This window comes from Corynebacterium sp. ACRPF (assembly GCF_022347395.1).
Taxonomy (GTDB): domain Bacteria; phylum Actinomycetota; class Actinomycetes; order Mycobacteriales; family Mycobacteriaceae; genus Corynebacterium; species Corynebacterium tuberculostearicum_D.
Genome location: NZ_JAKRNB010000015.1, coordinates 32,332 through 53,010 on the forward strand (window position 1 = coordinate 32,332; position 20,679 = coordinate 53,010).

Genomic DNA, 20,679 nt, shown 5'->3' on the forward strand with positions numbered 1-20,679 from the left:
AACATGGCTTCCGACCTCATCACTACCGACCTAGTCGCGCTCGACGCCGACTTCGGCGACAGCGTTGACTCCGTCATCACCAACCTGGCCACGCTAGTCCATGACACCGGCCGAGCCACCGACATCGCCGGTTTGGCACAGCCCGCCATTGACCGCGAGGCCAAGGCCGGTACCGGCGTCCCTGGCGGAGTCGCCATTCCACACTGCCGCTCCGAGGCAGTGACCGAACCTACCCTCGCATTCGCCCGCCTGAGCAGCGGCGTGGATTTCTCCGGCCCTGACGGTGACGCCCAGCTCGTCTTCCTCATCGCCGCCCCGGCCGGCGGCGGCAAGGCCCACTTGAAGATTTTGTCCAAGTTGGCCCGCGCTCTAGTGCGCAAGGACTTCCTCGAGTCCCTGCGCAACGCGCCCACCAAGGAAGAAATCGTCCGGCTTGTGCTGGACGTAGTCAATGCCGAAAAGCCGAAGAAGAAGCCGGCCGAGGAACCGGCCACCCAGGGCGCTGCTGCCGGCGCTGCCACAACCGGTGCCGGTGCCGCCGGCTCCTCCGCCGCCGCGCCCTCGGCCGCAACCCCTGCCAGCGCAGAGCCTTCGGCCGATGTCACCCGCATCGTGGCCATCACCGCTTGCCCCACCGGCATCGCCCACACATACATGGCGGCCGACGCCCTCACCCAAACCGCAGCCGAGCGTGATGATGTATCTCTGACCGTTGAGACGCAGGGCTCGTCTAACAATGAGTCCGTCTCCCAATCCACGATCGACGCGGCCGATGCGGTCATCTTCGCCACGGACGTCGGCGTGCGCGACCGCGAACGCTTCGCCGGCAAGCCGGTAATCGAATCCGGCGTCAAACGCGCCATCAATGAGCCCGGCACCATGCTCGACAAGGCCGTCGCTGCCGCTCACAACCCGCACGCCCACAAGGTCTCTGGCACTGCTACCCGCGCCGATGCGGAAGAAGAAGGTCAGTCGCTCGGTTGGGGCAAGCGCATCCAACAGGCAATTATGACCGGCGTGTCCTATATGGTCCCGTTCGTCGCGGCCGGCGGCCTGCTGCTTGCCCTCGGCTTCCTTTTCGGCGGTGCCGATATGGCCAACGGCTGGCAGGCACTATCGACGGACTTTTCGCTCGGCAACCTCCCCGGCCACGACGTGACCATTGACGGCGAACTCATGCACTTCGAGCGCTCCGGCCTGCTGCTCTACCTTGGCGCAGTTCTCTTCGCTATAGGCCAAGCAGCAATGGGCTTTATCGTCGCCGCGCTGTCGGGCTACATCGCCTACGCGCTCGCCGGCCGTCCGGGCATCGCCCCAGGCTTCGCGGGCGGCGCGATCGCGGTCACCTTGGGCGCTGGCTTCATCGGTGGTCTGGTTACCGGTCTGCTGGCAGGCTTCATCGCGATGTGGATTGGCAACTGGAAGGTACCGCGCTGGCTAGGCTCCCTCATGCCGGTTGTCATTATCCCGCTGCTGACCTCGTTGGTTGTCGGTCTTGCCATGTACCTGGCACTCGGCGTACCGCTGGCAAACCTCATGGAGGGCCTGCAAAATTGGCTGTCGTCCATGTCCGGCTCTTCGGCCGTATTGCTGGGCATCATTCTTGGCCTGATGATGTGCTTCGACTTGGGCGGCCCAGTCAATAAGGCGGCCTACCTTTTCGCGACGGCCGGGCTGTCTACCGGCGACGAATCCTCCATGCAGATCATGGCCGCCGTCATGGCGTCCGGCATGGTCGCACCAATTGCGCTGTCGCTGGCTACGTTCATCCGCAAGTCGCTGTTTACCCCGGCCGAGCAGGAGAACGGCAAGTCTGCCTGGCTGCTGGGTCTGTCCTTCGTCTCGGAGGGCGCCATCCCGTTTGCGGCGGCCGACCCGTTCCGCGTCATCCCTTCGATGATGGCCGGTGGCGCGGTGACGGGCGCGATTTCGATGGCCTTGTCGGTCGGTTCCCGTGCCCCGCACGGCGGCGTGTTCGTCTTCTTCGCCATCGACCCGTTCTGGGGCTACCTCGTGGCCATTGCGGCCGGCGTGGTTGTTTCGACGGCGGCGGTGCTGGCGATGAAGCAGTTCTGGCCTAACAGGGCCGCCGAAGAAGCCGCCCAGAACGTGGCAGCATAAACCAAACACTCGTACACTGGATTCTAAAAATCCCCGTAAGAAAGGATATTTTCGATGGCTTCCAAGACTGTAAAGGTTGGCTCCTCTGTAGGCCTGCACGCACGTCCTGCATCTATTATCGCGGACGCTGCCGGCGAGTTCGATGAGGATATCTTCCTCAACCTGGTCGGCGACGATGATGAGGATGAGACCGATGCGGCCTCTTCCCTGATGATTATGGCTCTTGGTGCAGAACAGGGCGATGAGGTTACCGTCACCTCCGAAAACGAAGAAGCAGTGGAAAAGATTGCTGCTCTCATCGAGAAGGACCTGGACGCTTCCTAAGTCCTAAAACGGTTCCACTTTAGGCTCCCCGCCCTTGCGGTGGGGAGCTTTTCGCTTGCCGACGCCACCTATCCCCACGGTGGCACCCACGTCACCTGCCCGCGCACGCGGGCTAGCCGGCCACGGCGCGGCGGGGCGTTGGGGTCATCGTCATTGACGCCATTGTGATAGGAACAGCAGGTCGCAAGGTTCGCAGCGTTGGTCTCGCCGCCATGCTTCCACGCTTTGAGGTGGTGAATCTGGCACTTGTCGGCGGGGTAGTTACAGCTCTCCCACGGGCATACCGGGTTGACCGCAGCCGCCATGAGCCGCTGCTTGTCGTTGGCTACGCGCGAGGTGCGGTAGAGGTTGACCGGCCCCTCGTGGGGATGGACGAGCGTAACATAGCCGTGGTCGCTCAGTGTCCGCGCGACAAGCTCCGCTCCGGTGATTCGAGCGCCATTGGTGAGTTGGAGGGTGATTTCCTCGCCCTCTCCGTCTACTACGCGGTCGAGCTCGTCGAGTGTGAGAACCACCTGCGTCGTCACCGTCGCCCGCGTCGCATCCGCCTTGCCAAAGAAGAGGTCTTTGGCAGATTCCAGGGGCTTATTGGCATCCAATGCAGCGTGCATATCCGCCACATCGGCCGAATCCCCGGTGATGGTCAGTGACCATGGGCCGCCGGAGCGGCGGGTAATGCGCACTCCCTTTTCGGGCGCGCGGCGCGGTCGCAGCTCGCGTACCAAAGCGCGGGCACGCTTTTCCAGGGCGGTGGCGCTGCCGCGAAAGGCACACAGTTCGGAGCGCAGGGTCCAGGCATCGCGCTGCGTCGGCAAGCGCAAGGCGTATTTTTCAATCAGCAGTAGCACGTCAAGGGAATGCCTAGTCTGCCGCGCCGCTCGCTGTTTGGCAGCAAAGCCGCACCGGCCGAAATAGGTATCGCATAGACGCAACAGGTCGCGCGCGGCGATGTCGGAGGCGCCCCGCGCGATGAGCTCGCGATCGCTAAGCCCTTGAACGGCGGCGACAATGTCCATGCCGGCGTTCACTGCGTTTAGGTATGCGTCCAATGCGGTCATGCCGCTAAGTTAAATAGACCCCGCACCCCTTCGCGAGCCGCATATCGGTTCGCTGTGGATAACCCGCGTTGGCCCGTCAACAACACTGCCCGCCGCGGGCGCGCGACGGGCAGTTATCCACAGGTGGAAAATTAATACTTGGCGCCGTGACCCTCGCCGACGGAATCGTAAAGCTTCTTCATAATCGGATAGGCCACGATGATGCCTACCGAGCCCCACGCAATGCCCTCGAGGGAAACCCCACCCACGGTGAGGGTCAGGTTGCCAATGCCCGCGATAAGCGCCACCGCGGCCGCGGTCAGGTTAACCGGGTTATTGAAATTAACCTTATTATCCATCCAGATGCGCACACCCAGCATGCCGATGAGTCCATACAGCACGATGCAGGCGCCGCCCAGAACGCCGGTCGGGATGGTGAAAATCAGCGCACCAAACTTCGGCACGAAGGCCAAAAGGATGGCGGTAAAGGCTGCTACCCAATAGGCGGCGGTGGAATATACACGGGTTGCGGCCATCACGCCGATATTTTCGGCGTAGGTCGTGGTACCGGAGCCGCCAAAGCCACCGGCAAGGGTGGACGCGAGGCCATCGGCGATCAGCGCGTCACCGGCCAGGTCATCGAGATCGCGCTTTGTCATCTCGGAGACGGCTTTGACGTGGCCGACGTTTTCCGCGATAAGCACCACCAGCACGGGAAGCGCCACGGCAATGGCGGAGACGTTGAAAGAAGGCGCGTGGAATTCCGGCAGGCCCACCCACGGGGCGGCATCGATGGCCGCCACGGCGTCATCGCCGAGGTTGCCGGTCAGCGCGGCGAAAATCCAGCCGACGACCACACCGAGCAGGATGGACAGGCGCGAGACCATACCGCGGCCGGCGACGGTGGCCAGCAGGATGACGAGTAGCGTCACCGCGGCGACGAGCGGCTGGGAGGCGAAGTTCTCGGCCGCATTCGGCGCCAGGTTCAGGCCAATGAGGGCCACGATCGCACCGGTGACGGCCGGCGGCATGACGGCATCGAGCACGCGGCGGCCGGCGATTTTGACTGCCACGCCCACCGCGGCCAAGACGAGGCCGGTGACCAAAATAGAGCCTGCTTGCGCGGCGATGCCGTACTGCTGCGACGCCGAAAGTGGCGCAATGAACGCGAACGAGGAACCGAGGTAAGACGGCAGCCGGTTGCGCGTGATAAGCAGGAACAAAATGGTTCCGAGACCGGAAAAGAGCAGCGTCGTATTGACGGGGAATCCGGTCAGGGTGGGAACCAAAAGCGTGGCGCCGAACATGGCCACCACGTGCTGCATTCCGATGCCGATGGTTCGGCCCCAGCTGAGTCGTTCTTCCGGCGCCACGACCGCGCCCGGTGCAATCCTTTTACCGTCTCCGTGGACGGTCCAACCTTTTAAGCTCACGAGCCTTAATTATGGATCACCCAGGCTGGTTTTAGGAAACTTCCTCCACGATAAATTCGGCGAGTTCGCGGGCGGTGGGTGCGGGAAGGCGGACGTCGACAAGCGTGCCATCGGCCGTGTACTCCTCGTGGCGCACCGTGCCCTCGGCGTGTACGCGAGCCACCACATCGCCGCGGGTGAAGGGAACCTGCAGCTTGACGTGGCTGTCGCGGGAGTTGAGGAAAAGCTCCACGCGCGCGGTAAGTTCGTCGATTCCCTCGCCCGTGCGCGCGGATACGTAGACGACGTCCTCGTGGTCGAGTACGTGACGCAACTCGGCGAGCACCAGCGGGTCGGCCTGGTCGATCTTATTGATCACAATAATTTCGGGCGGGGCCTGCTCGCCGGTTTCCGCGACAATGTCATAGATGACCTGGTTGACGGCCTCAATCTGCTTGAGCGGGAAGGGGTCAGAGCCATCGACCACGTGCAACATAATATCGGCGGCCAGCACCTCTTCCAGGGTGGATTTGAAGGCCTCGACTAGCTGCGTGGGCAAGTGGCGGACAAAGCCGACGGTATCGGTGAAGACGACCTGGCGGCCGTCGGCAAGCGTGGCACGGCGAGTCGTGGGGTCCAACGTGGCAAAGAGTGCGTCCTCCACCAGCACGCCGGCGCCGGTCATGGCGTTAATGAGCGAGGACTTTCCGGCATTGGTGTAGCCGGCAATGGCTATCTGCGCGATGGTTGAGCGCTGGCGCTTGGAACGCTTAACCTCACGGGCGGTCTTCATAGCGCGCAGCTCCCTGCGCAGGCGGGCCATCTCCGTGCGGATGCGCCGACGGTCGGTCTCAATCTTGGTCTCACCGGGGCCACGCAGGCCGACGCCGCCGTTGGAACCAGCGCGGCCGCCCGCCTGGCGCGAAAGGTTGCCGCCCCAACCACGGGTATGGGTGTAGAGGTATTCCAGCTGCGCCAAGGAAACCTGCGCCTTGCCCTCTTTGGACTTGGCGTGCTGGGCAAAGATGTCAAGGATGAGCATCGTGCGGTCAATGACCTTGGTGTTAAGCGCGCGCTCGAGAGCGGTGAGCTGGCCGGGGTTGAGCTCGCCATCGCACACCACGGTATCCGCACCGGTGGCCTCGACGATGTCGCGCAATTCCTTGACCTTGCCGGAGCCAATGAAGGTGCCGGAGTCTGGCTTATCGCGCTTTTGATAGATCATCTCCACTACTTCGGCGCCGGCGGTCTCGGTCAGCGCCGCGAGCTCGTCCATGGTGGCTTCGACTTCGGCCACGGTGCCTTCGGTCCACACGCCAACCAGAATGACGCGCTCGAGGCGCAGCTTACGGTACTCCACCTCATAGCCATCGGTGGTGTCTTCGGCGCGGATGGTGGTCTCACGGGTAACGCGGCGGAAGGCGTTACGCTCTGCCAGGTCAAGGTCACCGGTGGTGGGCGTTGCCTCTGGTGCGGCCGGGGCGTCGTTATCGCGGAACGCGCGGGCGAGGAGATCGTCGTTATTGTGCTGGGAAAATTCGGTCATACTACCTTTCATTTTGGCATGTTGCGGCCGAAAGCGGGAATTGCGGATTCTTAGCTGGCTGCCCAAGGCGATACAATGGCGGGCATGAACGTTAAGGACACTGGGGTGAAGCAGAATACCGAGATGCAGGCCATTGGCCTCAATTTCGAGCGTTGGCAGGATGCCGTCGAGGCCGCCATCGCTAGCGATCGCTTGGCCGTTACCGGTGAGGTACGCGGTGGTCAGCTGATTCAGTTCACCGATCCATCGGGCGCGCAGCTCAATATTCTCGCGGTAGAGCCTTTTGCTACTTTCATTGGCTTCAATGCCGTGACGCAGGGGTTCGCCCACGTGGAGATGGTCAACGATGTTCTCGCGCTGCTGGAAATTATCGATCCTTTCGGAACCACCATCGCCCAGGCCACCGCGAACTTGGCGCAGGGGCCTTTGCTTGCCGACGAACCCTTGCAGCAATGGCAGCAAATCTCCCTCACCGCCATGGGCCTTGATGTCCGCACCTACGAGTCTGCCGCTGCCTATGAGGCGGCCGAGGGCGAATTCCCGGCGCTCTTCGAGTCCGCAGGCGCGAAGGTTATTTCCTCCGGCTCTGGCGCGGAGGTTCCTACCCCAGCCGCTACCTTCGCGGCCCGCGTCATGGAATCCGAGTGGCGTACCAATGAGCTAAGCGGCGAGAAATTCGCCCACCTCGTCATGGACGGCCTCTTCCCCTTCGATCTCTGCCTGCCTGCGGGTAGCGACGAGCTGCCTGCCAAGGACTCTATCGTGGCCGGCACCGCCCTGCTGACGGCTTCTATTGAAATGCCCAGCGGTGGCTGCGGCGACGGCGCTGGCTGCGGTTGTGGCTCTGGTGGCTGCGGCTGCGGCGGCCACTAAGAACTGACGCAAAGGTCTGGTGGAATAGCTGTGTGGATGCCCTTCCCTGAAAATGCGAGGAACCGGCGGGTGCTGGTTCTCGCGCTGATCCTGGTGGGATCAGTGGCGGTTGTGGCAACCCTAAAACTTCCCGGGGTTTTCATCGCGGCACTACTTATCGCGGCAGCTTTACTCATGCTCCACACCCGGCCGGATGCCTCGGAGCAGGCGGCGCTGCGCAGCTCCATTCGGCTCTCGGCCGAAGATATCGAGGACGTCTTGGCGGAATACGAAGACTTCCAGTCCTCCGAGACGGCCGAGAAGATCGCGGACCGCACGCTCTACCGGCCGGCGCTTTTAGATCTGGATTGCTCCGACCCCACCATCGAGGCCTTCCACTATGAGATTTCGGGCGCGCGACGGTTCCTGCGCCGGTTGAACCTGCGCGTGAATGCGGAAGAGGTCAGCACCAACGAGCTGGAATCCTTGCTCAAGGTGACCGATGAACGAGCCCGCGAGCTCAAGGAAACCTGGCTATCGGCCCGCCGCGCCGCTTTTGCGCTCGGGCCGAAGTATGAAAAGAACGAAGTAAAAAATCGCGCCCTGCGCCGCCAAGCCCTCGAAGAGCAAGCGTTCGAGGAAGAGGAAGGCGAAGGGCGCAGCGCCTAAGCACTCACCGCTCACTGCGTGCGCCGCGCGCTGCGCGGCCTAAAGCGAGGTCTCGCCGGTGGCGACGATCGCGGACGGGCCGGTCAGGCGCGAGCCACCCTCGTAGATGTCCACCGTCACCTCCCCGCCGGGGACGTGTACGTGCACGGTGCCGTGAGGGGTGGTGGTGTGGTCAACGGCGGCGTCGGCAAGCGCGGCGGTCGCGGCCGCCACGGTGCCGGTGCCGCAGGAGCGGGTCTCTCCTACCCCGCGCTCAAAGACGCGCATGTGCACGTGGCCATCGCGCAGCGGGGTTACCAGCTCAACATTCACGCCGGCCGGGAAGAAGGACTCATCAACGACGGGCTGCTTGAAAGTCTTGGCCGCAAGTCCCTCGGCGTCCAGCCCCGGCACCACGGCCGCGAGGTGGGGGTTGCCCATGTCAACGCCCAAACCGGCGTAGCTCTCCCCAGCCATAGACGCGGTGGATACACCCGTTACTTCGGCCGGTCCCATCTCCACGGTGACCTCGGCCGCGTGCTCATCACACGAGTGCACCGTCACGCGCTTGGCTCCGGCGCGGGTGCCGATGGTGAACTCGTCTTCTTCCACGAGGCCGCGCGAGCGCAGCCAGTGGGCGAAAACGCGGGTGCCGTTGCCGCACATTTCGGCCACGGAACCGTCGGCGTTGCGATAATCCATGAACCAGTCATGGGGCGCGATGCCCTCGGGCAGCGACTCGATTTCCCCGGCCGCGAGCAAGGCCTCGGCGCGCACGACACGCAGCAATCCGTCGCCGCCGATACCGGCGCGGCGATCGCACAGCGCCGCTACGCGCTCGGGGGCAAGCGGCGTGGCGGCCGCGTGGTCTTCGACGATGACAAAGTCGTTCTCAGTTCCATGACCCTTGGCAAATTTCATGCTCCCTACCCTAGCGCGCGCAGCGCCTGGGCGGTCGTATCGCCCGCGGCATCCAACCACGTGATGCGCTTGTCGCGATTGAACCACGAGCGTTGGCGGCGCACGTAGCGCCGTGTCCCGGTAATCGTGCGCTCAACGGCCTCATCCCACGTAAGTTCGCCGCGCTGGGCTTGGAATACCTGCGCATAGCCAATGGCGCGCCCGGCAGTGGAATCGGCCACCAAGCCCTTGGCTTGGAGGCGCTCGACTTCCTCGATGAGCCCGCGCTCAAACATCTGGCGGGTGCGCAGCTCGATGCGCGGATTAAGCCAGTCTGCGGTGGTGCGCAGGCCGAGCAAACGTGTGCCCCACCGCGGCGGGGCGTCCTTCGGCGGTTGGCTAGCCTTATAAGGTTTACCGGTTAGTTCGATGACCTCCAAGGCGCGCACTGTGCGACGTGGGTCCTTATCTTCAATGATGGCGGCTGCGGCCGGATCTACCTGTGCCAGCTCCTCGTGCAGGGCATCGGTACCGATTTCTACGCGCCGGGCCTCATACTTGGCGCGGACGGCGGGGTCGGTGGGTGGGAACTGCCAGTCGTCGACAAGCGCCTGGGCATAAAGCATGGAGCCGCCGACCAGAATTGGCGTCTTACCGCGGGCCATGATGCCTTCCACGTCCGCAATGGCATCGCGCTGGTAGCGGGCCACAGAAGCGGTCTCAGTCACGTCCCACACATCGAGCTGGTGGTGTGGGATTCCCTCGCGCTCGGCCGGGGTGAGCTTGGCGGTGCCAATGTCCATACCACGGTAGAGCTGCATGGAATCGACGTTGACCACCTCGCCGTCCAGCTGCTGCGCTAGCGCCAACCCCAGCGCAGATTTGCCGGAGGCGGTAGGACCAAAGACTGCAATCGGGCGCATTAGACCTCCCACCCTGCAACGTAGCGGCCGACCCCCAGGGTGGCGTCGGTGGCCAGCAACTGCGCCTTCTTTGGTTGTAGTCCTGCTAACTCCTCCCACAGTGCGGGCTCTACCACGCCGCGCTGGGACAGCCACTCGCCTGCCTTGCTTGCCGACGCCCCCATGAGCACCTCCTCGCACCACTCGTGCGCTTCCTGGGCACCGGGAACGAGCGCTAAGGGGGCGCGTTCGGTCAGGCCCGCGCTGCCATCTGCCACGACGATGGTCAGCGCCGCCGGATCCGGCTGGCCAATGTGCTCCCGGCTAGCGCGGGCGTTAAGCTGCGGCACGCTGTGCAGCACGTAACGGGCCATAATCTCGGGTAGATAATTGCCGCCGCCTAGGTTCGTGGCCGCACCCCACGCCTTTAAGCTGCCGGTGTGGGCGGTGTACCAGCGATTGTCCTGGCTGCCGACGATATCTACCTGCGTTATGCCGGCGGCCGCAGCTTCCACCGCAAGGGTGCGGGCAGCGGCAAGCAGTGCGCGGGAGGCGGCATCATTGGAGGAAAGCTCCACGGCCAGCGCGGGTGAGGCTGGCATTACCATGAGATTGAACATTATTCCTCCATACTATCTACCCAAGTGGAGGTAATTAAATAGAATCTGGGCACGCGCGGAATATTCGCGGTAATGTATCCAGTGATTTTATTCGGCAGCCGTGACGCGCGGCGATCTATGCATAGGAGGGCTAGTCATGTCTCCCATCCCTACCCCAGGTTCCATGCCCAAGAAGGGCCCTCGTCCCACCGCAAAGCCTGTTCCCGTCCAGGCACCCAGCAAGAATGACCCGGCCAAGTGGGGCCGGGTCGACGCGGATGGTTCCGTCTTCGTTTCCGCTCCGGAGGGCGAACGCAAGATTGGCGAATGGCAGGCCGGCACCCCCGAGGAGGGCCTACAGCACTACGGCGCGCGCTACGACGATCTCTCCACCGAAATTGAACTGCTCGAGGCGCGCCTGCGCGCCAACCCCAGCGAGGCCGCTGGCATCAAGAAGACCGCAGCGCAACTGCGCGACACCCTGCCTACCGCTGCGGTGATCGGTGATATCGCGGCCCTTGACCGCCGCCTTGTTGCCGTCATTGAGCACTCGGTAGAAGCCGGCGAGCAGGCGCAGGCCGATAAGGAGCGCCGCCGCGAGGAAGCTATCGCTGCCAAGGAAAAGCTGGCAGCTGAGGCAGAAGAAATTGCCGAAAACTCCACCGAATGGAAGGCCGCAGGCGACCGCATTCGCGCCATCCTGGAAGAGTGGAAGCAAATTAAGGGCATTGATCGCAAGACCGACGATGCCCTATGGAAGCGCTACTCCCGCGCCCGCGACTCCTTCAACCGCCGTCGCGGCTCCCATTTTGCCGAGCTGGACCGCGCCCGTGCAGTTGCCCGCAAGAAGAAGGAAGAACTCGTCGAGCGTGCCGAAGCCATCCAGGATTCCACCGAGTGGGGACCCACCGCCCGCGCCTACCGCGATTTGATGACCGAGTGGAAGGCCGCAGGCCGCGCCCCGCGCGACGTGGACGATAAGCTTTGGGCCCGCTTCCGCGCCGCCCAGGACAAGTTCTTCAATGCCCGCAATGCCGTCAATGACGAGCGCGACCGCGAGTTTGCAGAAAATGCCAAGGCCAAGGACGCCTTGATTGCGGAATACGACGGCCAGATCGACCCGTCCAAGGGCATCGAAGGTGCGAAGGCCAAGCTGCGCGAGCTGCAGGAAAAGTGGGAAGAGGTAGGCTTCGTTCCCCGCAAGCAAGTGCGCGAGTACGAGTCCAAGATTGAGGCGCTGGAGCAGCGCGTCACCGAGGCAGAAAAGTCCGAGTGGCGCCGCACTGACCCAGAGGCGCAAGCACGCGTGGCGCAGTTCCAGGCTAAGGTCGATGAGTTTAACTCCCAGGCCGAGGCAGCTGAGGCCAAGGGCAATGCGAAGAAGGCCGCTGATCTGCGCGCGCAGGCTGAGCAGTGGCAGGCTTTTGCCGACGCCGCCGCTAACGCCGTCAACGATAGGTAGTGCACCTCGTCCAGATTGCGCGGCCACCGCGGCCGCCGCACTCGCCTAGCACTGACGCCCGGCCCAGCGAACCTGCGGATTGCATTCGCAGCTTCGTCTTTTGGGCCAACTTGGCGGCCCAAGAAGCAAGCGGCGATGCCGCGGCATCGACGTCGCCGGGCCGCGTGGTTCAGCGCCTACAAGGTTCTAGCGAATCGCAGACCCATCTCTTTGCCGTAGTGGACGGCGACTCTACCCTTGGTGAGGTTTCCGAGCTGGGACTGCCGCAGATTCCTGCAATAGAACCCAGCCCGGAGCTGGATTACCTCGGGTTCATCCACATTAGCCTGCCGCTTTTAGAAGAGCGCGAGGCAGCAGAAATTGAGTGCGTGCTGTGCGATTTGCCCCTCCCTGGCGAACAGCTCGATGAGGAGGGGCGCCAAGTAGCCGAGTGGATGGGTGCGAACGCGCTGGAGCTGGCCCGGAAACTCGGCCGCACCGTAGCGCACGTGGGGCTATTGCACCCGCCGGGCGCGGATCCAGACTACGACGCTATGGGCAGCATCTACCGCGAGTTGGGATTTACGCAAAGGCATGCGGAGCACCAGCTGGTAATGGACATCCCCGAAAGCCCTGTCGCAGCACTGCTGCCGGCGGGAATCACCGCCCGAGTCTGGCCGGATTACGACATCCCTGAGGGCTACCTCGACGAGGTCATGCGGCTGCTTAGCCTAGCTTCCGCTGACGCGGAAACCGGAGATCTGACGGTGGAGCCCATCGTGTGGACGCGTGCTCGATTGCGCGAAGCGCACAGCCGGCTGCGCTCTCGCCGCGGGCACACGCTTCTTATCGCACTCACCGCCGAGGACGGGAGCATTCTCGCACTAACCGAAATGGCTCGGCACGAGGACGCGAATCCTGAAGTATGCGAGTGGACTCTGACTGTAACCGATCGCCCGCACCGCCGCCGTGGACTTGCGCAGCTAGCCAAGCTCACAGCGCTGCATGAGGTGGCAGGCTATTGGCCGCGGGTACGGCGCTGCTATTGTTCCGTTGCCGCCAAGGACGCGGCAATGAATGCCATTTACCGCAGCCTGGGCGCCCGGGAACTCTCCCGTTCTTCTGCGTGGGAATTGCGGCTGCGGGATTAGAGGCCGTAGGCCTACTGCTCGCCGCGCTGGGCGCGGTGGCGTTCGGCGGCTTGCTTGCGGCGATTGTCCTCCAGTGGCTCCTGCTGCGGTGCCGCGTCTATCCTGGATTGGAATTCGCCCACCTCATCGAGCTGTCCGGCGGTGGCGCGCACGCGGGCTTCGGCAGCCTTCTGCTCTGGGCTGCGGCGCAGCGCCACCATGCTATAGGCCAAAAATGCTAGGAAGGTAGCCAGCATCCCTACCCACATTCCCAGCGACGCCCCATCGGCGGTAGAACCACGGAACCAGAAGCCCCATAGGTTGGCAAAGAAGGACACCGTCACCAACATCCACGCAACGAGCCCAGGCGTGGCGCGACGGGTGAACAGCGTCACCGGAGTAAGAATGCCCAGCCCAATGAGCGCGAGCCACGCGGAGACGGTTTCCATAATCGAAATCCTGACGCCACTAGACGTGGTGCCAAAGGTCAATGCCTCCCAACCGTGGGCTGAGCCGGCGTAGGGCAAAATCAGGTAGAGGATATAGACCACCACTGCAATACCTAGTGTGAACTTGTGGCCACCGAGGTCCATTGTTTGTGCTGCTCTACGCTCAGCGTTAGCTGCATTGCGGGCTGCGGTGGTCGAATGTTCCTCAGTCATGGCTCCCTAGCCTACTCCCCTGCTAGCAACCGCAGGAATCGCCGGATTCGGCCGCCGCGGGCTTGCCAATCGACGGCAATCCCAGACCGACGCCGATGGGTGCGGTGGTAGGCGTTTCGCCGGCAGCAGACATGTCCCCGGCCTTGGTGCGGGTGTGGGAGGTCACGGCGGCGTCGGCAAGCAAGAAGAAGGAGCCCGCACCGGTGACCTGGGTATGCACCACATCGCCCGGGCGAATCTCCGCCGAAATATCCGTGCCGTCAGAGTCAACCGGGGTGAAATGCACTAGGCGGCCATCGCGGGCGCGGCCGGTCATGCGGTGGGTTTCATCGTTCTTGCGGCCGCCTTCGGCCTGCACCAAAACCTCCACATCCGTGCCGATGAGCTTCTTGTTTTCCTCGGCCTGGATGCTATCTTGCAGGGCAACGAGACGCTCGAAACGATCCTGGACGATCTCCTTGGGAATCTGGTCCTCCATTTCCGCAGCCGGGGTTCCCGGACGCGGCGAATACTGGAAGGTAAAGGCCGAGGCAAAGCGAGCGCGGCGCACAAGCTCCATGGTGTCTTGGAAGTCTTCCTCGGTCTCGCCTGGGAAGCCCACGATGATATCGGTCGTGATTGCGGCGTGCGGAATCTTGTCCCGTACCTCGTCCAAAATCCGCAGGAACCTCTTAGTACGGTAGGAACGGCGCATATCCTTAAGGACCTTGTCGGAGCCAGACTGCAGCGGCATATGCAACTGCGGGCATACGGCAGGGGTCTCGGCCATGGCGTCGATGACGTCCGAAGTAAACTCCGCTGGGTGCGGGGAGGTAAAGCGCAGGCGTTCAAGGCCTTCGATCTTGCCTACCTCACGCAAAAGCTTAGAAAAGGCGAAACGGTCGCGTGGCATGTTGGGATCGGCGAAATTGACGCCATAGGCATTGACGTTTTGCCCCAGCAAAGTCACCTCGGATACGCCCTGGTCCACCAAGGCTTTGACCTCGGCCAAGATATCGCCGGGCCGGCGATCCTCTTCCTTGCCGCGCAAGGAAGGAACAATGCAGAAGGTACAGGTGTTATTGCAGCCTACGGAAACAGAAACCCAGCCGGCATAGGCAGACTCACGCTTGGCTGGCAAGACCGACGGGAAGGCCTCGAGGGAATCAACGATTTCTACCTGGGCTTCATCGTTGTGTCGGGCGCGCTCCAGCAGCGTCGGCAGGGCCGCCATATTGTGAGTGCCAAAGACAGCGTCAACCCACGGGGCATTATCTAGGACGGTGTCCTTGTCTTTCTGCGCCAAGCAACCACCCACGGCAATTTGCATGCCGGGATGATTTTCCTTTGTCTTCTTCAAGGCACCCAAGGTGCCGTAGAGCCGCTTATCGGCATTTTCGCGCACGGCGCAGGTATTGAAGACGATGAGATCTGGCTCCACGCCTTCGCCAGCGGCCGCGTAGCCGGCTTCCTCCAAGAGGCCAGAGATGCGCTCGGAATCGTGCACATTCATCTGGCAGCCGAAAGTTCGGACTTCATAAGTACGGTTATCTGCGATTGTCTGCTCCACGTCGGCATAGTTTAGCCATGAAGCTAGGCATCTCATAACTGCCGGACTTAGTAATTCCGGTGCTGCCCTGCCTTGGCCGTATCAGTCCTCTGCGCGCAGCTCCACGCACCGCGCGTCAAGCGCTGCGATTGCGATCTGTAGCGACATTCCTTCATGGAAGCCGCGGCGTGCCAGCACACCTACGATGCGGCGTAGGGCCTTGTCGCGCTCCTTGCGATCCTCTGGTACGGATTTAATGGAGCGAGCCTTCTTTTCCGCAAGGGCCTGCGCCATGGCTTGTTCATCGGCAGGGTAAATTTGCTCGAGGGCCTCAGCACGGTCGGCCTCGCTCACGCCCTTTTCCCGCAATTCCCTGTTGAGAACCGAGCTGGACTTGCCGCGCCGCTTATGTCGTTGGCGCACCCATTCATGCGCAAAAGCGGCGTCGTTCACCAGCCCCGCGTGGGCCAAATCATCCAGCACGTCCTCAACGACATCTGGCTCAAACTCGGCCTTTACTAGACGGTCATAGAGCTCTTTCCGGGACCTAGAACGCTGATCCAAAAGACCCAGCGCCCGAGAGCGGACCTTGGCCTTGGCTTCTTCTGCCTCTCGATCAAAAAGCCCACCCCCAGCTGCTCCATTCTCATAGGCCTCGAGGGCCTGACGGAGTTGGGCGAGCTTTTCGGGGGCGGGCTGATTCATGATGCAGATTCAAATGGTACGTGGAGCGTGTGGGGACGGGCTAGACGATTTTAGTCGTCATCAAAATCGACGTTTGGAACGAGATCAACGGACTCATCGGTCAATGGGTCATCGGCACCAGGAACGTCCATCGCGGCACCCTCCTCGCCTTCGGCCGCGGCCTCGCCGATACCGAGCTTCTGGAAAATCTTCTGCTCGATTTCATTGGCCAGATCCGGGTTATCCTTCAGGAAATTACGCGCCTTCTCCTTACCCTGGCCCAACTGGTCGCCTTCGTAGGTAAACCAGGAGCCGGACTTGCGGATGAAGCCGTTTTCAACGCCAAGGTCAATGATGGACGACTCACGAGAGATGCCTTCGCCATACATGATGTCGAACTCGGCAATCTTGAATGGTGGCGAGACCTTGTTTTTTACTACCTTGAGCTTGGTGCGGTTACCGATGGCATCCTGGCCATCTTTTAAGGTCTGGATGCGGCGGATATCGCAGCGCACGGAAGAGTAGAACTTGAGCGCCTTACCACCGGTGGTGGTCTCTGGCGAGCCGAACATCACGCCAATCTTTTCGCGCAGCTGGTTAATGAAGATAGCGGTGGTACCGGAGTTGTACAGGGCACCGGTCATCTTGCGCAGCGCCTGCGACATCAGGCGGGCCTGGAGGCCGACGTGACTATCGCCCATCTCACCTTCAATTTCCGCCTTTGGGGTAAGAGCAGCCACGGAGTCAACGACAATGATGTCAATAGCACCGGAGCGCACCAGCATATCGGCAATCTCCAAGGCCTGCTCACCGGTATCTGGCTGGGACACCAAGAGGTTATCGGTATCCACGCCAAGCAGGCGAGCATACTGCGGGTCGAGCGCGTGCTCGGCGTCAATAAACGCGGCAATGCCGCCATCCTTTTGCGCGGATGCAATAGCGTGCAGCGCAACAGTGGTCTTACCAGAAGACTCCGGGCCATAAATCTCTATGATGCGCCCGCGCGGGAAACCGCCAATACCAAGCGCGACATCGATTGCGGTATTACCGGAAGAAATGGCCTTAATCGGTGGGCGGTTGTCATCGCCCAGGCGCATTACAGCGCCTTTGCCGTAATCCTTTTCAATCATGGCCATTGCGGCATCGAGGGCCTTTTGGCGGTCATCTCCCTTAGAGGCGGCAGAAGAAGACTTCTTTTTGGTTGCCATTAACTTTCATCCTTATCTTTAACGACGATGTACTAACGCATTATTAGACTGCCGTGGAACTCAAACGGTTCCCTCCGTCAACGCCATCCCACTGTAGACGACTGCATCGACACTCCCGCCATCTTACATACATCTGTTCGAATTTTGAAAGTGAACACGCCAGTCCGTCAAATTCGACCGCGCTATAAAGTAGGGTAATCGACTCCCAACCTGCGCTCCTTCGGTACATCAAAGTCATCGCACAGGCTCAGCCAGACGCGACGCGGATCGACGCCGCGTTCGATAAGCTCATCGGGTGTTGCCCCGAGGTCAGGAAGAACATGGGAGTGGCTAATCCACTTTCCCTTAGACTCGCCAAATTCGTCCACAATGAGCTGGTGATACTCGGTCAATCGCATGCGCGCCATCCTACTCAGCGCTTAAGCACGGGCGCTAGCGGGCTAGGAAGTCTCGATTGGGAGCCCGCCGCAATGGCCCCGCCTCACAATTATTAGCCCTGGATGAACACCGTTCAAAACCCTCAATTGTCTGCAGTTTTCATGCAGTGCTAGTCTCTTGAACATGAAAAAGAACTCTCTGGCAACCACCATTGCCTATGTTGCCGTGTTTACCGCTCTCGTCATCGTCCTTGCCTTCGTGTCCATCCCCATCGGTTCGGCCGGCGTGCCGATCGTGCTGCAAAACGCAGCGCTGATCCTCGCCGGCCTTATTTTGGGCAGCAAGCGCGGCGGATACGTGGGGCTCCTCTTTTTGTTCCTGGGCCTTGCCCTCCCAGTTCTGGCAGGTGGCGGAACCACGCTGCGCGCGCTGGCAGGCCCAACCGCGGGCTACATCATCGGCTATGTTCTCTCGCCAGCAGTCGCAGGTGCAATTGCCTACCGCTCCCCTAAGAACAAGGGCGGCATGGCGGTCATGCTTGCCATCGCTGCCGTTGCCGGCCTTGCCGTCCAATACATCTGCGGCGCCTTTGGTCTCATGATCCGCTCTGGCTTGGACATTGGTCCAGCCTTCGCCGCCCAATTGCCCTTCATCCCTGTCGATGCCGGAAAGCTTGTCGTTGCCGTCATCATCGCTCTCGGTGTTCACTCAGCCTTCCCCGATCTGATGGGACGAAAGGCCGCCTAGTGCCCACGATCGAATTTTCCTCAGTCTCGGTGGCTTTTGATGACACCGTGGTACTCGAGGACATCAACCTCACCCTCACCGAACAGCGAATTGGCATTATCGGCCAAAACGGTGGCGGAAAATCCACCTTAACCAGGCTCATTAATGGGCTGGGCGAACCTAGTGAAGGTACGGTGACGGTGGACCAGATGGACGTCGCCAAGCAGGGCAAAAAGGTGCGCGAAAAGGTGGGGTTTGTCTTTTCGGATGCCGAAAACCAGATTGTCATGCCCAATGTGCGCGATGACGTCGCCTTTTCGCTCCGCCGCTTTAAGCTGCCAAAACACGAGCGCCTCGCCCGCGTGGATGCTGCCCTCGAGCGCTTCGGACTCGCCGAATTTGCTGAGCGCTCACCGCACACGCTGTCTGGCGGACAAAAGCAGCTCCTCGCGCTAGCAGCGGTCATGGTCATCGACCCGATTCTCATCATCGCTGATGAGCCCACTACCCTGCTGGATCTACGCAACCGCGATCGGATCAAAAGAGAATTCGCGCGACTGGAACAGCAACTGATTGTGGTCACGCACGATCTGGAATTTCTGCGCGATTTTGATCGGGTCATTTGCATCGATAACCACCGCATCGCCGCGGATGGCCGGCCGGCCGAGGTCATAGATTTTTACCAAGACCTCATGGCCCAGCGGCCGCTGTAGGGAGAATTGTCATGCAACGACGCACGAATCTCCCACTTTCCGTCTATGTTGATGGCACCAGCTTTGTTCATCGCATCAAACCTAGCTGGAAGATCGCATTCCTCTTAGTCTTTATCCTGGTCACCAGCATCTTTTTCAAGTCCATTCCGTGGGCCGCAGGCGGTGTCATTTTCGTCGTCTTTCTCTATGCTTGCGCCCGGATTCCACTGGGCATTGCCTGGAGTCAGATCTGGCCGCCTCTCTTTTTCCTAGTCCCCTTGGCAGGCTTTCAATGGTGGGCAAAGGACTTCGACTATGCGGCGGTGATGTTCCTCAATGTCTTCGCCGCTATGATGGCTGCCTTCTTGCTCACGCTGACCTCCACGGTGGATGAAATCATGGAGTCGCTGGAAGAGTCGCTGGAGCCCCTAAAGCGACTAGGAATACCGGTGGAAAACATCAGCTTGGCTATGTCACTGACTATTCGGCTCATCCCGCTGATGTTTGAAACCGTCTATGAAGTCCTAGATGCCCGCAAAGCGCGCGGTGCCGGGATGTCCCCGCTGGCATTTGGCACCCCCGTTACTATTCGCTCCATCCGGCGAGCGCGCGCGATGGGGGAAGCGTTGCAGGCCCGCGGCGTCGGCGACTAGCGGCATAAGTTATCGCCTCCCTTGCACCACCACATGATGGCCAAGGGAGGCGATAACTTTTTAAAAGACGGTCGGGGGTTTTACTCCCCACGCAACTCACGCAGACGGGCCTGCACAGCATCGTTGTTGGCACTGCCTGGCTGGGCAGCGCTGTCGGCAGCAGAGCCAGATGCTTTATTGCCCTCAATGGCCTGCGCCTTATTACCTTCCACGGACTTGGAAGAGTTCATTTCACTGCGAATCTGCTCCAAGCGGGAATGACCGGCCATCTGCACGCCAGCCTGCTGAACCTCGGCCATGCGGTTTTCTACGGAGTTCTCAGCAAGCTCAGCCTGGCCCAGTGCCTTGGAGTAACGGCGCTCAATCTTATCGCGTACAGCATCCAGGGACGGCGTATTGCCATTGGCGCTCAACTCGTTCATGGAGTTCAAAGACTCAGAGACCTTTTCCTGCATCTTTGCCTGCTCCAGCTGGGAAAGCAGCTTGGAGCGCTCATTGACCTTTTCGCGCAGCGCGGTGTTATTACGCTGAACCGCATTCTTGGCCTTTTCTGCCTGCTGCAGTGCCTGGTCGTGCAGCTTCTTGGTATCCTCCACGGACTCCTCAGCCGTAACCAGCTGGGCAGCGAAGGCCTCTGCCGCGTTCTCGTACTCCACGGCCTTATTTTCATCGCCCTTGGCACGGGCCTGATCAGCCAATTCCAGAGCCTGGCGAGCATTGCCCTGCAGCTTTTCTACCTCTGCCAAACGGCGGTTAAGCTGCATCTCCAGCTGACGCTGGTTACCAATCACGGCGGCCGCCTGCTGAGACAGCTCCTGGTGCTGGCGCTGAGCATCCTCAATAGCCTGCTCGATCTGCACCTTCGGATCGGCGTTTTCCTCGATCTTATTATCGAAGAGAGCCATCAGGTACTTCCAGCCCTTAACAAATGGGTTCGCCATGGTGTGCTTCAACCTTTCTAGGTTAAAAATGTGCGTAATGTTCTGCTGCTTATACTAGCGAAGCGCTGTTTCCACCGCTTGCACTCCCCGCGGTCGCGGGCGCTTGCCGACGCCCCCCTTAACCACCACAGCCGACCTTCCTCGCAAGAGAGTAGGCCGGCTGTTGACATAGACGGGTTAAGTAGCAGAATGTGTGTCCGCTCGGCGTGTCGCGGGCGGGTACACGGTTAGTTACTTCATGGGGCCTTTTCTGATTCCTATCGAGTGTTCGTACTCGGTTGGGATAGCGTTGTCG

At 61.3% G+C, this 20,679-nt stretch carries 21 protein-coding genes; 9 read left to right on the plus strand and 12 right to left on the minus strand.

What is annotated here, in order from left to right; translation table 11 throughout:
• Positions 1 to 3 precede the first annotated feature (3 nt).
• On the plus strand, positions 4 to 2,121 hold the full coding sequence (locus tag MHX61_RS08255) for a fructose-specific PTS transporter subunit EIIC (protein ID WP_239194052.1): 2,118 nt from the start codon (positions 4 to 6) through the stop codon (positions 2,119 to 2,121).
• Between the two features lie 54 nt (positions 2,122 to 2,175).
• A complete protein-coding gene (locus MHX61_RS08260; protein WP_005325102.1) occupies positions 2,176 to 2,445 on the plus strand; it encodes an HPr family phosphocarrier protein in 270 nt (89 codons plus the stop codon).
• 68 nt (positions 2,446 to 2,513) lie between these two features.
• Here the strand turns inward: MHX61_RS08260 and MHX61_RS08265 are convergent, their stop codons facing one another.
• The 3 genes from MHX61_RS08265 to hflX all read right to left on the minus strand — a co-directional run bounded on the left by MHX61_RS08265 (position 2,514) and on the right by hflX (position 6,440).
• On the minus strand, positions 2,514 to 3,503 hold the full coding sequence (locus tag MHX61_RS08265) for an HNH endonuclease signature motif containing protein (protein ID WP_239194054.1): 990 nt from the start codon (positions 3,501 to 3,503) through the stop codon (positions 2,514 to 2,516).
• 131 nt (positions 3,504 to 3,634) lie between these two features.
• Positions 3,635 to 4,915 carry a uracil-xanthine permease family protein gene (locus MHX61_RS08270; protein ID WP_239194056.1) on the minus strand — a complete coding sequence of 427 codons (1,281 nt, stop codon included), beginning with the start codon at positions 4,913 to 4,915 and terminating at the stop codon, positions 3,635 to 3,637.
• Positions 4,916 to 4,946: 31 nt separating this feature from the next.
• Positions 4,947 to 6,440 carry a GTPase HflX gene (hflX, locus tag MHX61_RS08275; protein WP_239194058.1) on the minus strand — a complete coding sequence of 498 codons (1,494 nt, stop codon included), beginning with the start codon at positions 6,438 to 6,440 and terminating at the stop codon, positions 4,947 to 4,949.
• Positions 6,441 to 6,515: 75 nt separating this feature from the next.
• On the opposite strand from hflX, the gene MHX61_RS08280 reads away from it, so the two are divergent.
• Together MHX61_RS08280 and MHX61_RS08285 are read left to right on the plus strand one after the other, a co-directional pair.
• Positions 6,516 to 7,313 carry a hypothetical protein gene (locus tag MHX61_RS08280; RefSeq protein WP_239194060.1) on the plus strand — a complete coding sequence of 266 codons (798 nt, stop codon included), beginning with the start codon at positions 6,516 to 6,518 and terminating at the stop codon, positions 7,311 to 7,313.
• A gap of 36 nt (positions 7,314 to 7,349) precedes the next feature.
• Positions 7,350 to 7,961, plus strand: a complete 612-nt coding sequence (locus tag MHX61_RS08285) for a hypothetical protein (RefSeq protein WP_255710195.1) — start codon at positions 7,350 to 7,352, stop codon at positions 7,959 to 7,961.
• A 39-nt stretch (positions 7,962 to 8,000) separates the two neighbouring features.
• Here the strand turns inward: MHX61_RS08285 and dapF are convergent, their stop codons facing one another.
• Genes dapF through MHX61_RS08300 form a run of 3 tightly spaced genes read right to left on the minus strand, consistent with a single transcriptional unit; the run spans position 8,001 to position 10,362 of the window.
• Positions 8,001 to 8,861, minus strand: a complete 861-nt coding sequence (dapF, locus tag MHX61_RS08290) for a diaminopimelate epimerase (protein ID WP_239194064.1) — start codon at positions 8,859 to 8,861, stop codon at positions 8,001 to 8,003.
• Positions 8,862 to 8,866: 5 nt separating this feature from the next.
• Positions 8,867 to 9,763: a tRNA (adenosine(37)-N6)-dimethylallyltransferase MiaA gene (gene miaA / locus MHX61_RS08295; protein WP_239194066.1), complete on the minus strand. Its 897-nt coding sequence runs from the start codon at positions 9,761 to 9,763 to the stop codon at positions 8,867 to 8,869.
• Complete coding sequence (locus MHX61_RS08300) at positions 9,763 to 10,362, minus strand: hypothetical protein (RefSeq protein ID WP_204608679.1); 600 nt, start codon at positions 10,360 to 10,362, stop codon at positions 9,763 to 9,765. Before MHX61_RS08300 ends, miaA begins: the two co-directional genes overlap by 1 nt.
• A gap of 136 nt (positions 10,363 to 10,498) precedes the next feature.
• On the opposite strand from MHX61_RS08300, the gene MHX61_RS08305 reads away from it, so the two are divergent.
• Entirely contained in the window at positions 10,499 to 11,803 is a 1,305-nt protein-coding gene (locus MHX61_RS08305; RefSeq protein WP_239194068.1) for a DUF349 domain-containing protein, read from the plus strand.
• The gene (locus tag MHX61_RS08310) at positions 11,803 to 12,933 is read left to right on the plus strand and encodes a GNAT family acetyltransferase (protein WP_239194070.1); all 1,131 of its coding nucleotides are present in this window, start codon (positions 11,803 to 11,805) and stop codon (positions 12,931 to 12,933) included. Before MHX61_RS08305 ends, MHX61_RS08310 begins: the two co-directional genes overlap by 1 nt.
• 11 nt (positions 12,934 to 12,944) lie before the next feature.
• Here MHX61_RS08310 and MHX61_RS08315 read toward each other — a convergent pair whose 3' ends face one another.
• From MHX61_RS08315 to MHX61_RS08335, 5 genes are all read right to left on the minus strand, one after another.
• Positions 12,945 to 13,574: a DUF898 domain-containing protein gene (locus MHX61_RS08315; RefSeq protein WP_239194072.1), complete on the minus strand. Its 630-nt coding sequence runs from the start codon at positions 13,572 to 13,574 to the stop codon at positions 12,945 to 12,947.
• 22 nt (positions 13,575 to 13,596) lie between these two features.
• The gene (gene miaB / locus MHX61_RS08320; protein WP_255717645.1) at positions 13,597 to 15,159 is read right to left on the minus strand and encodes a tRNA (N6-isopentenyl adenosine(37)-C2)-methylthiotransferase MiaB; all 1,563 of its coding nucleotides are present in this window, start codon (positions 15,157 to 15,159) and stop codon (positions 13,597 to 13,599) included.
• 45 nt (positions 15,160 to 15,204) lie between these two features.
• Complete coding sequence (recX, locus tag MHX61_RS08325; protein ID WP_239194074.1) at positions 15,205 to 15,807, minus strand: recombination regulator RecX; 603 nt, start codon at positions 15,805 to 15,807, stop codon at positions 15,205 to 15,207.
• 50 nt (positions 15,808 to 15,857) lie between these two features.
• The gene (recA, locus tag MHX61_RS08330; RefSeq protein ID WP_239194076.1) at positions 15,858 to 16,994 is read right to left on the minus strand and encodes a recombinase RecA; all 1,137 of its coding nucleotides are present in this window, start codon (positions 16,992 to 16,994) and stop codon (positions 15,858 to 15,860) included.
• 182 nt (positions 16,995 to 17,176) lie between these two features.
• Positions 17,177 to 17,392, minus strand: a complete 216-nt coding sequence (locus MHX61_RS08335) for a DUF3046 domain-containing protein (protein WP_005325117.1) — start codon at positions 17,390 to 17,392, stop codon at positions 17,177 to 17,179.
• 163 nt (positions 17,393 to 17,555) lie between these two features.
• Here MHX61_RS08335 and MHX61_RS08340 point away from each other — a divergent pair, with 163 nt between their 5' ends.
• Genes MHX61_RS08340 through MHX61_RS08350 form a run of 3 tightly spaced genes read left to right on the plus strand, consistent with a single transcriptional unit; the run spans position 17,556 to position 19,443 of the window.
• A complete protein-coding gene (locus MHX61_RS08340) occupies positions 17,556 to 18,119 on the plus strand; it encodes a biotin transporter BioY (protein ID WP_239194078.1) in 564 nt (187 codons plus the stop codon).
• Positions 18,119 to 18,811: an energy-coupling factor ABC transporter ATP-binding protein gene (locus MHX61_RS08345; RefSeq protein WP_239194080.1), complete on the plus strand. Its 693-nt coding sequence runs from the start codon at positions 18,119 to 18,121 to the stop codon at positions 18,809 to 18,811. The genes MHX61_RS08340 and MHX61_RS08345 overlap by 1 nt, the downstream gene beginning before the upstream one ends.
• Positions 18,812 to 18,822: 11 nt before the next feature.
• Positions 18,823 to 19,443: an energy-coupling factor transporter transmembrane protein EcfT gene (locus MHX61_RS08350; protein WP_239194082.1), complete on the plus strand. Its 621-nt coding sequence runs from the start codon at positions 18,823 to 18,825 to the stop codon at positions 19,441 to 19,443.
• Between the two features lie 80 nt (positions 19,444 to 19,523).
• Here the strand turns inward: MHX61_RS08350 and MHX61_RS08355 are convergent, their stop codons facing one another.
• Positions 19,524 to 20,384: a PspA/IM30 family protein gene (locus MHX61_RS08355; RefSeq protein WP_239194083.1), complete on the minus strand. Its 861-nt coding sequence runs from the start codon at positions 20,382 to 20,384 to the stop codon at positions 19,524 to 19,526.
• Positions 20,385 to 20,679 lie beyond the last annotated feature (295 nt).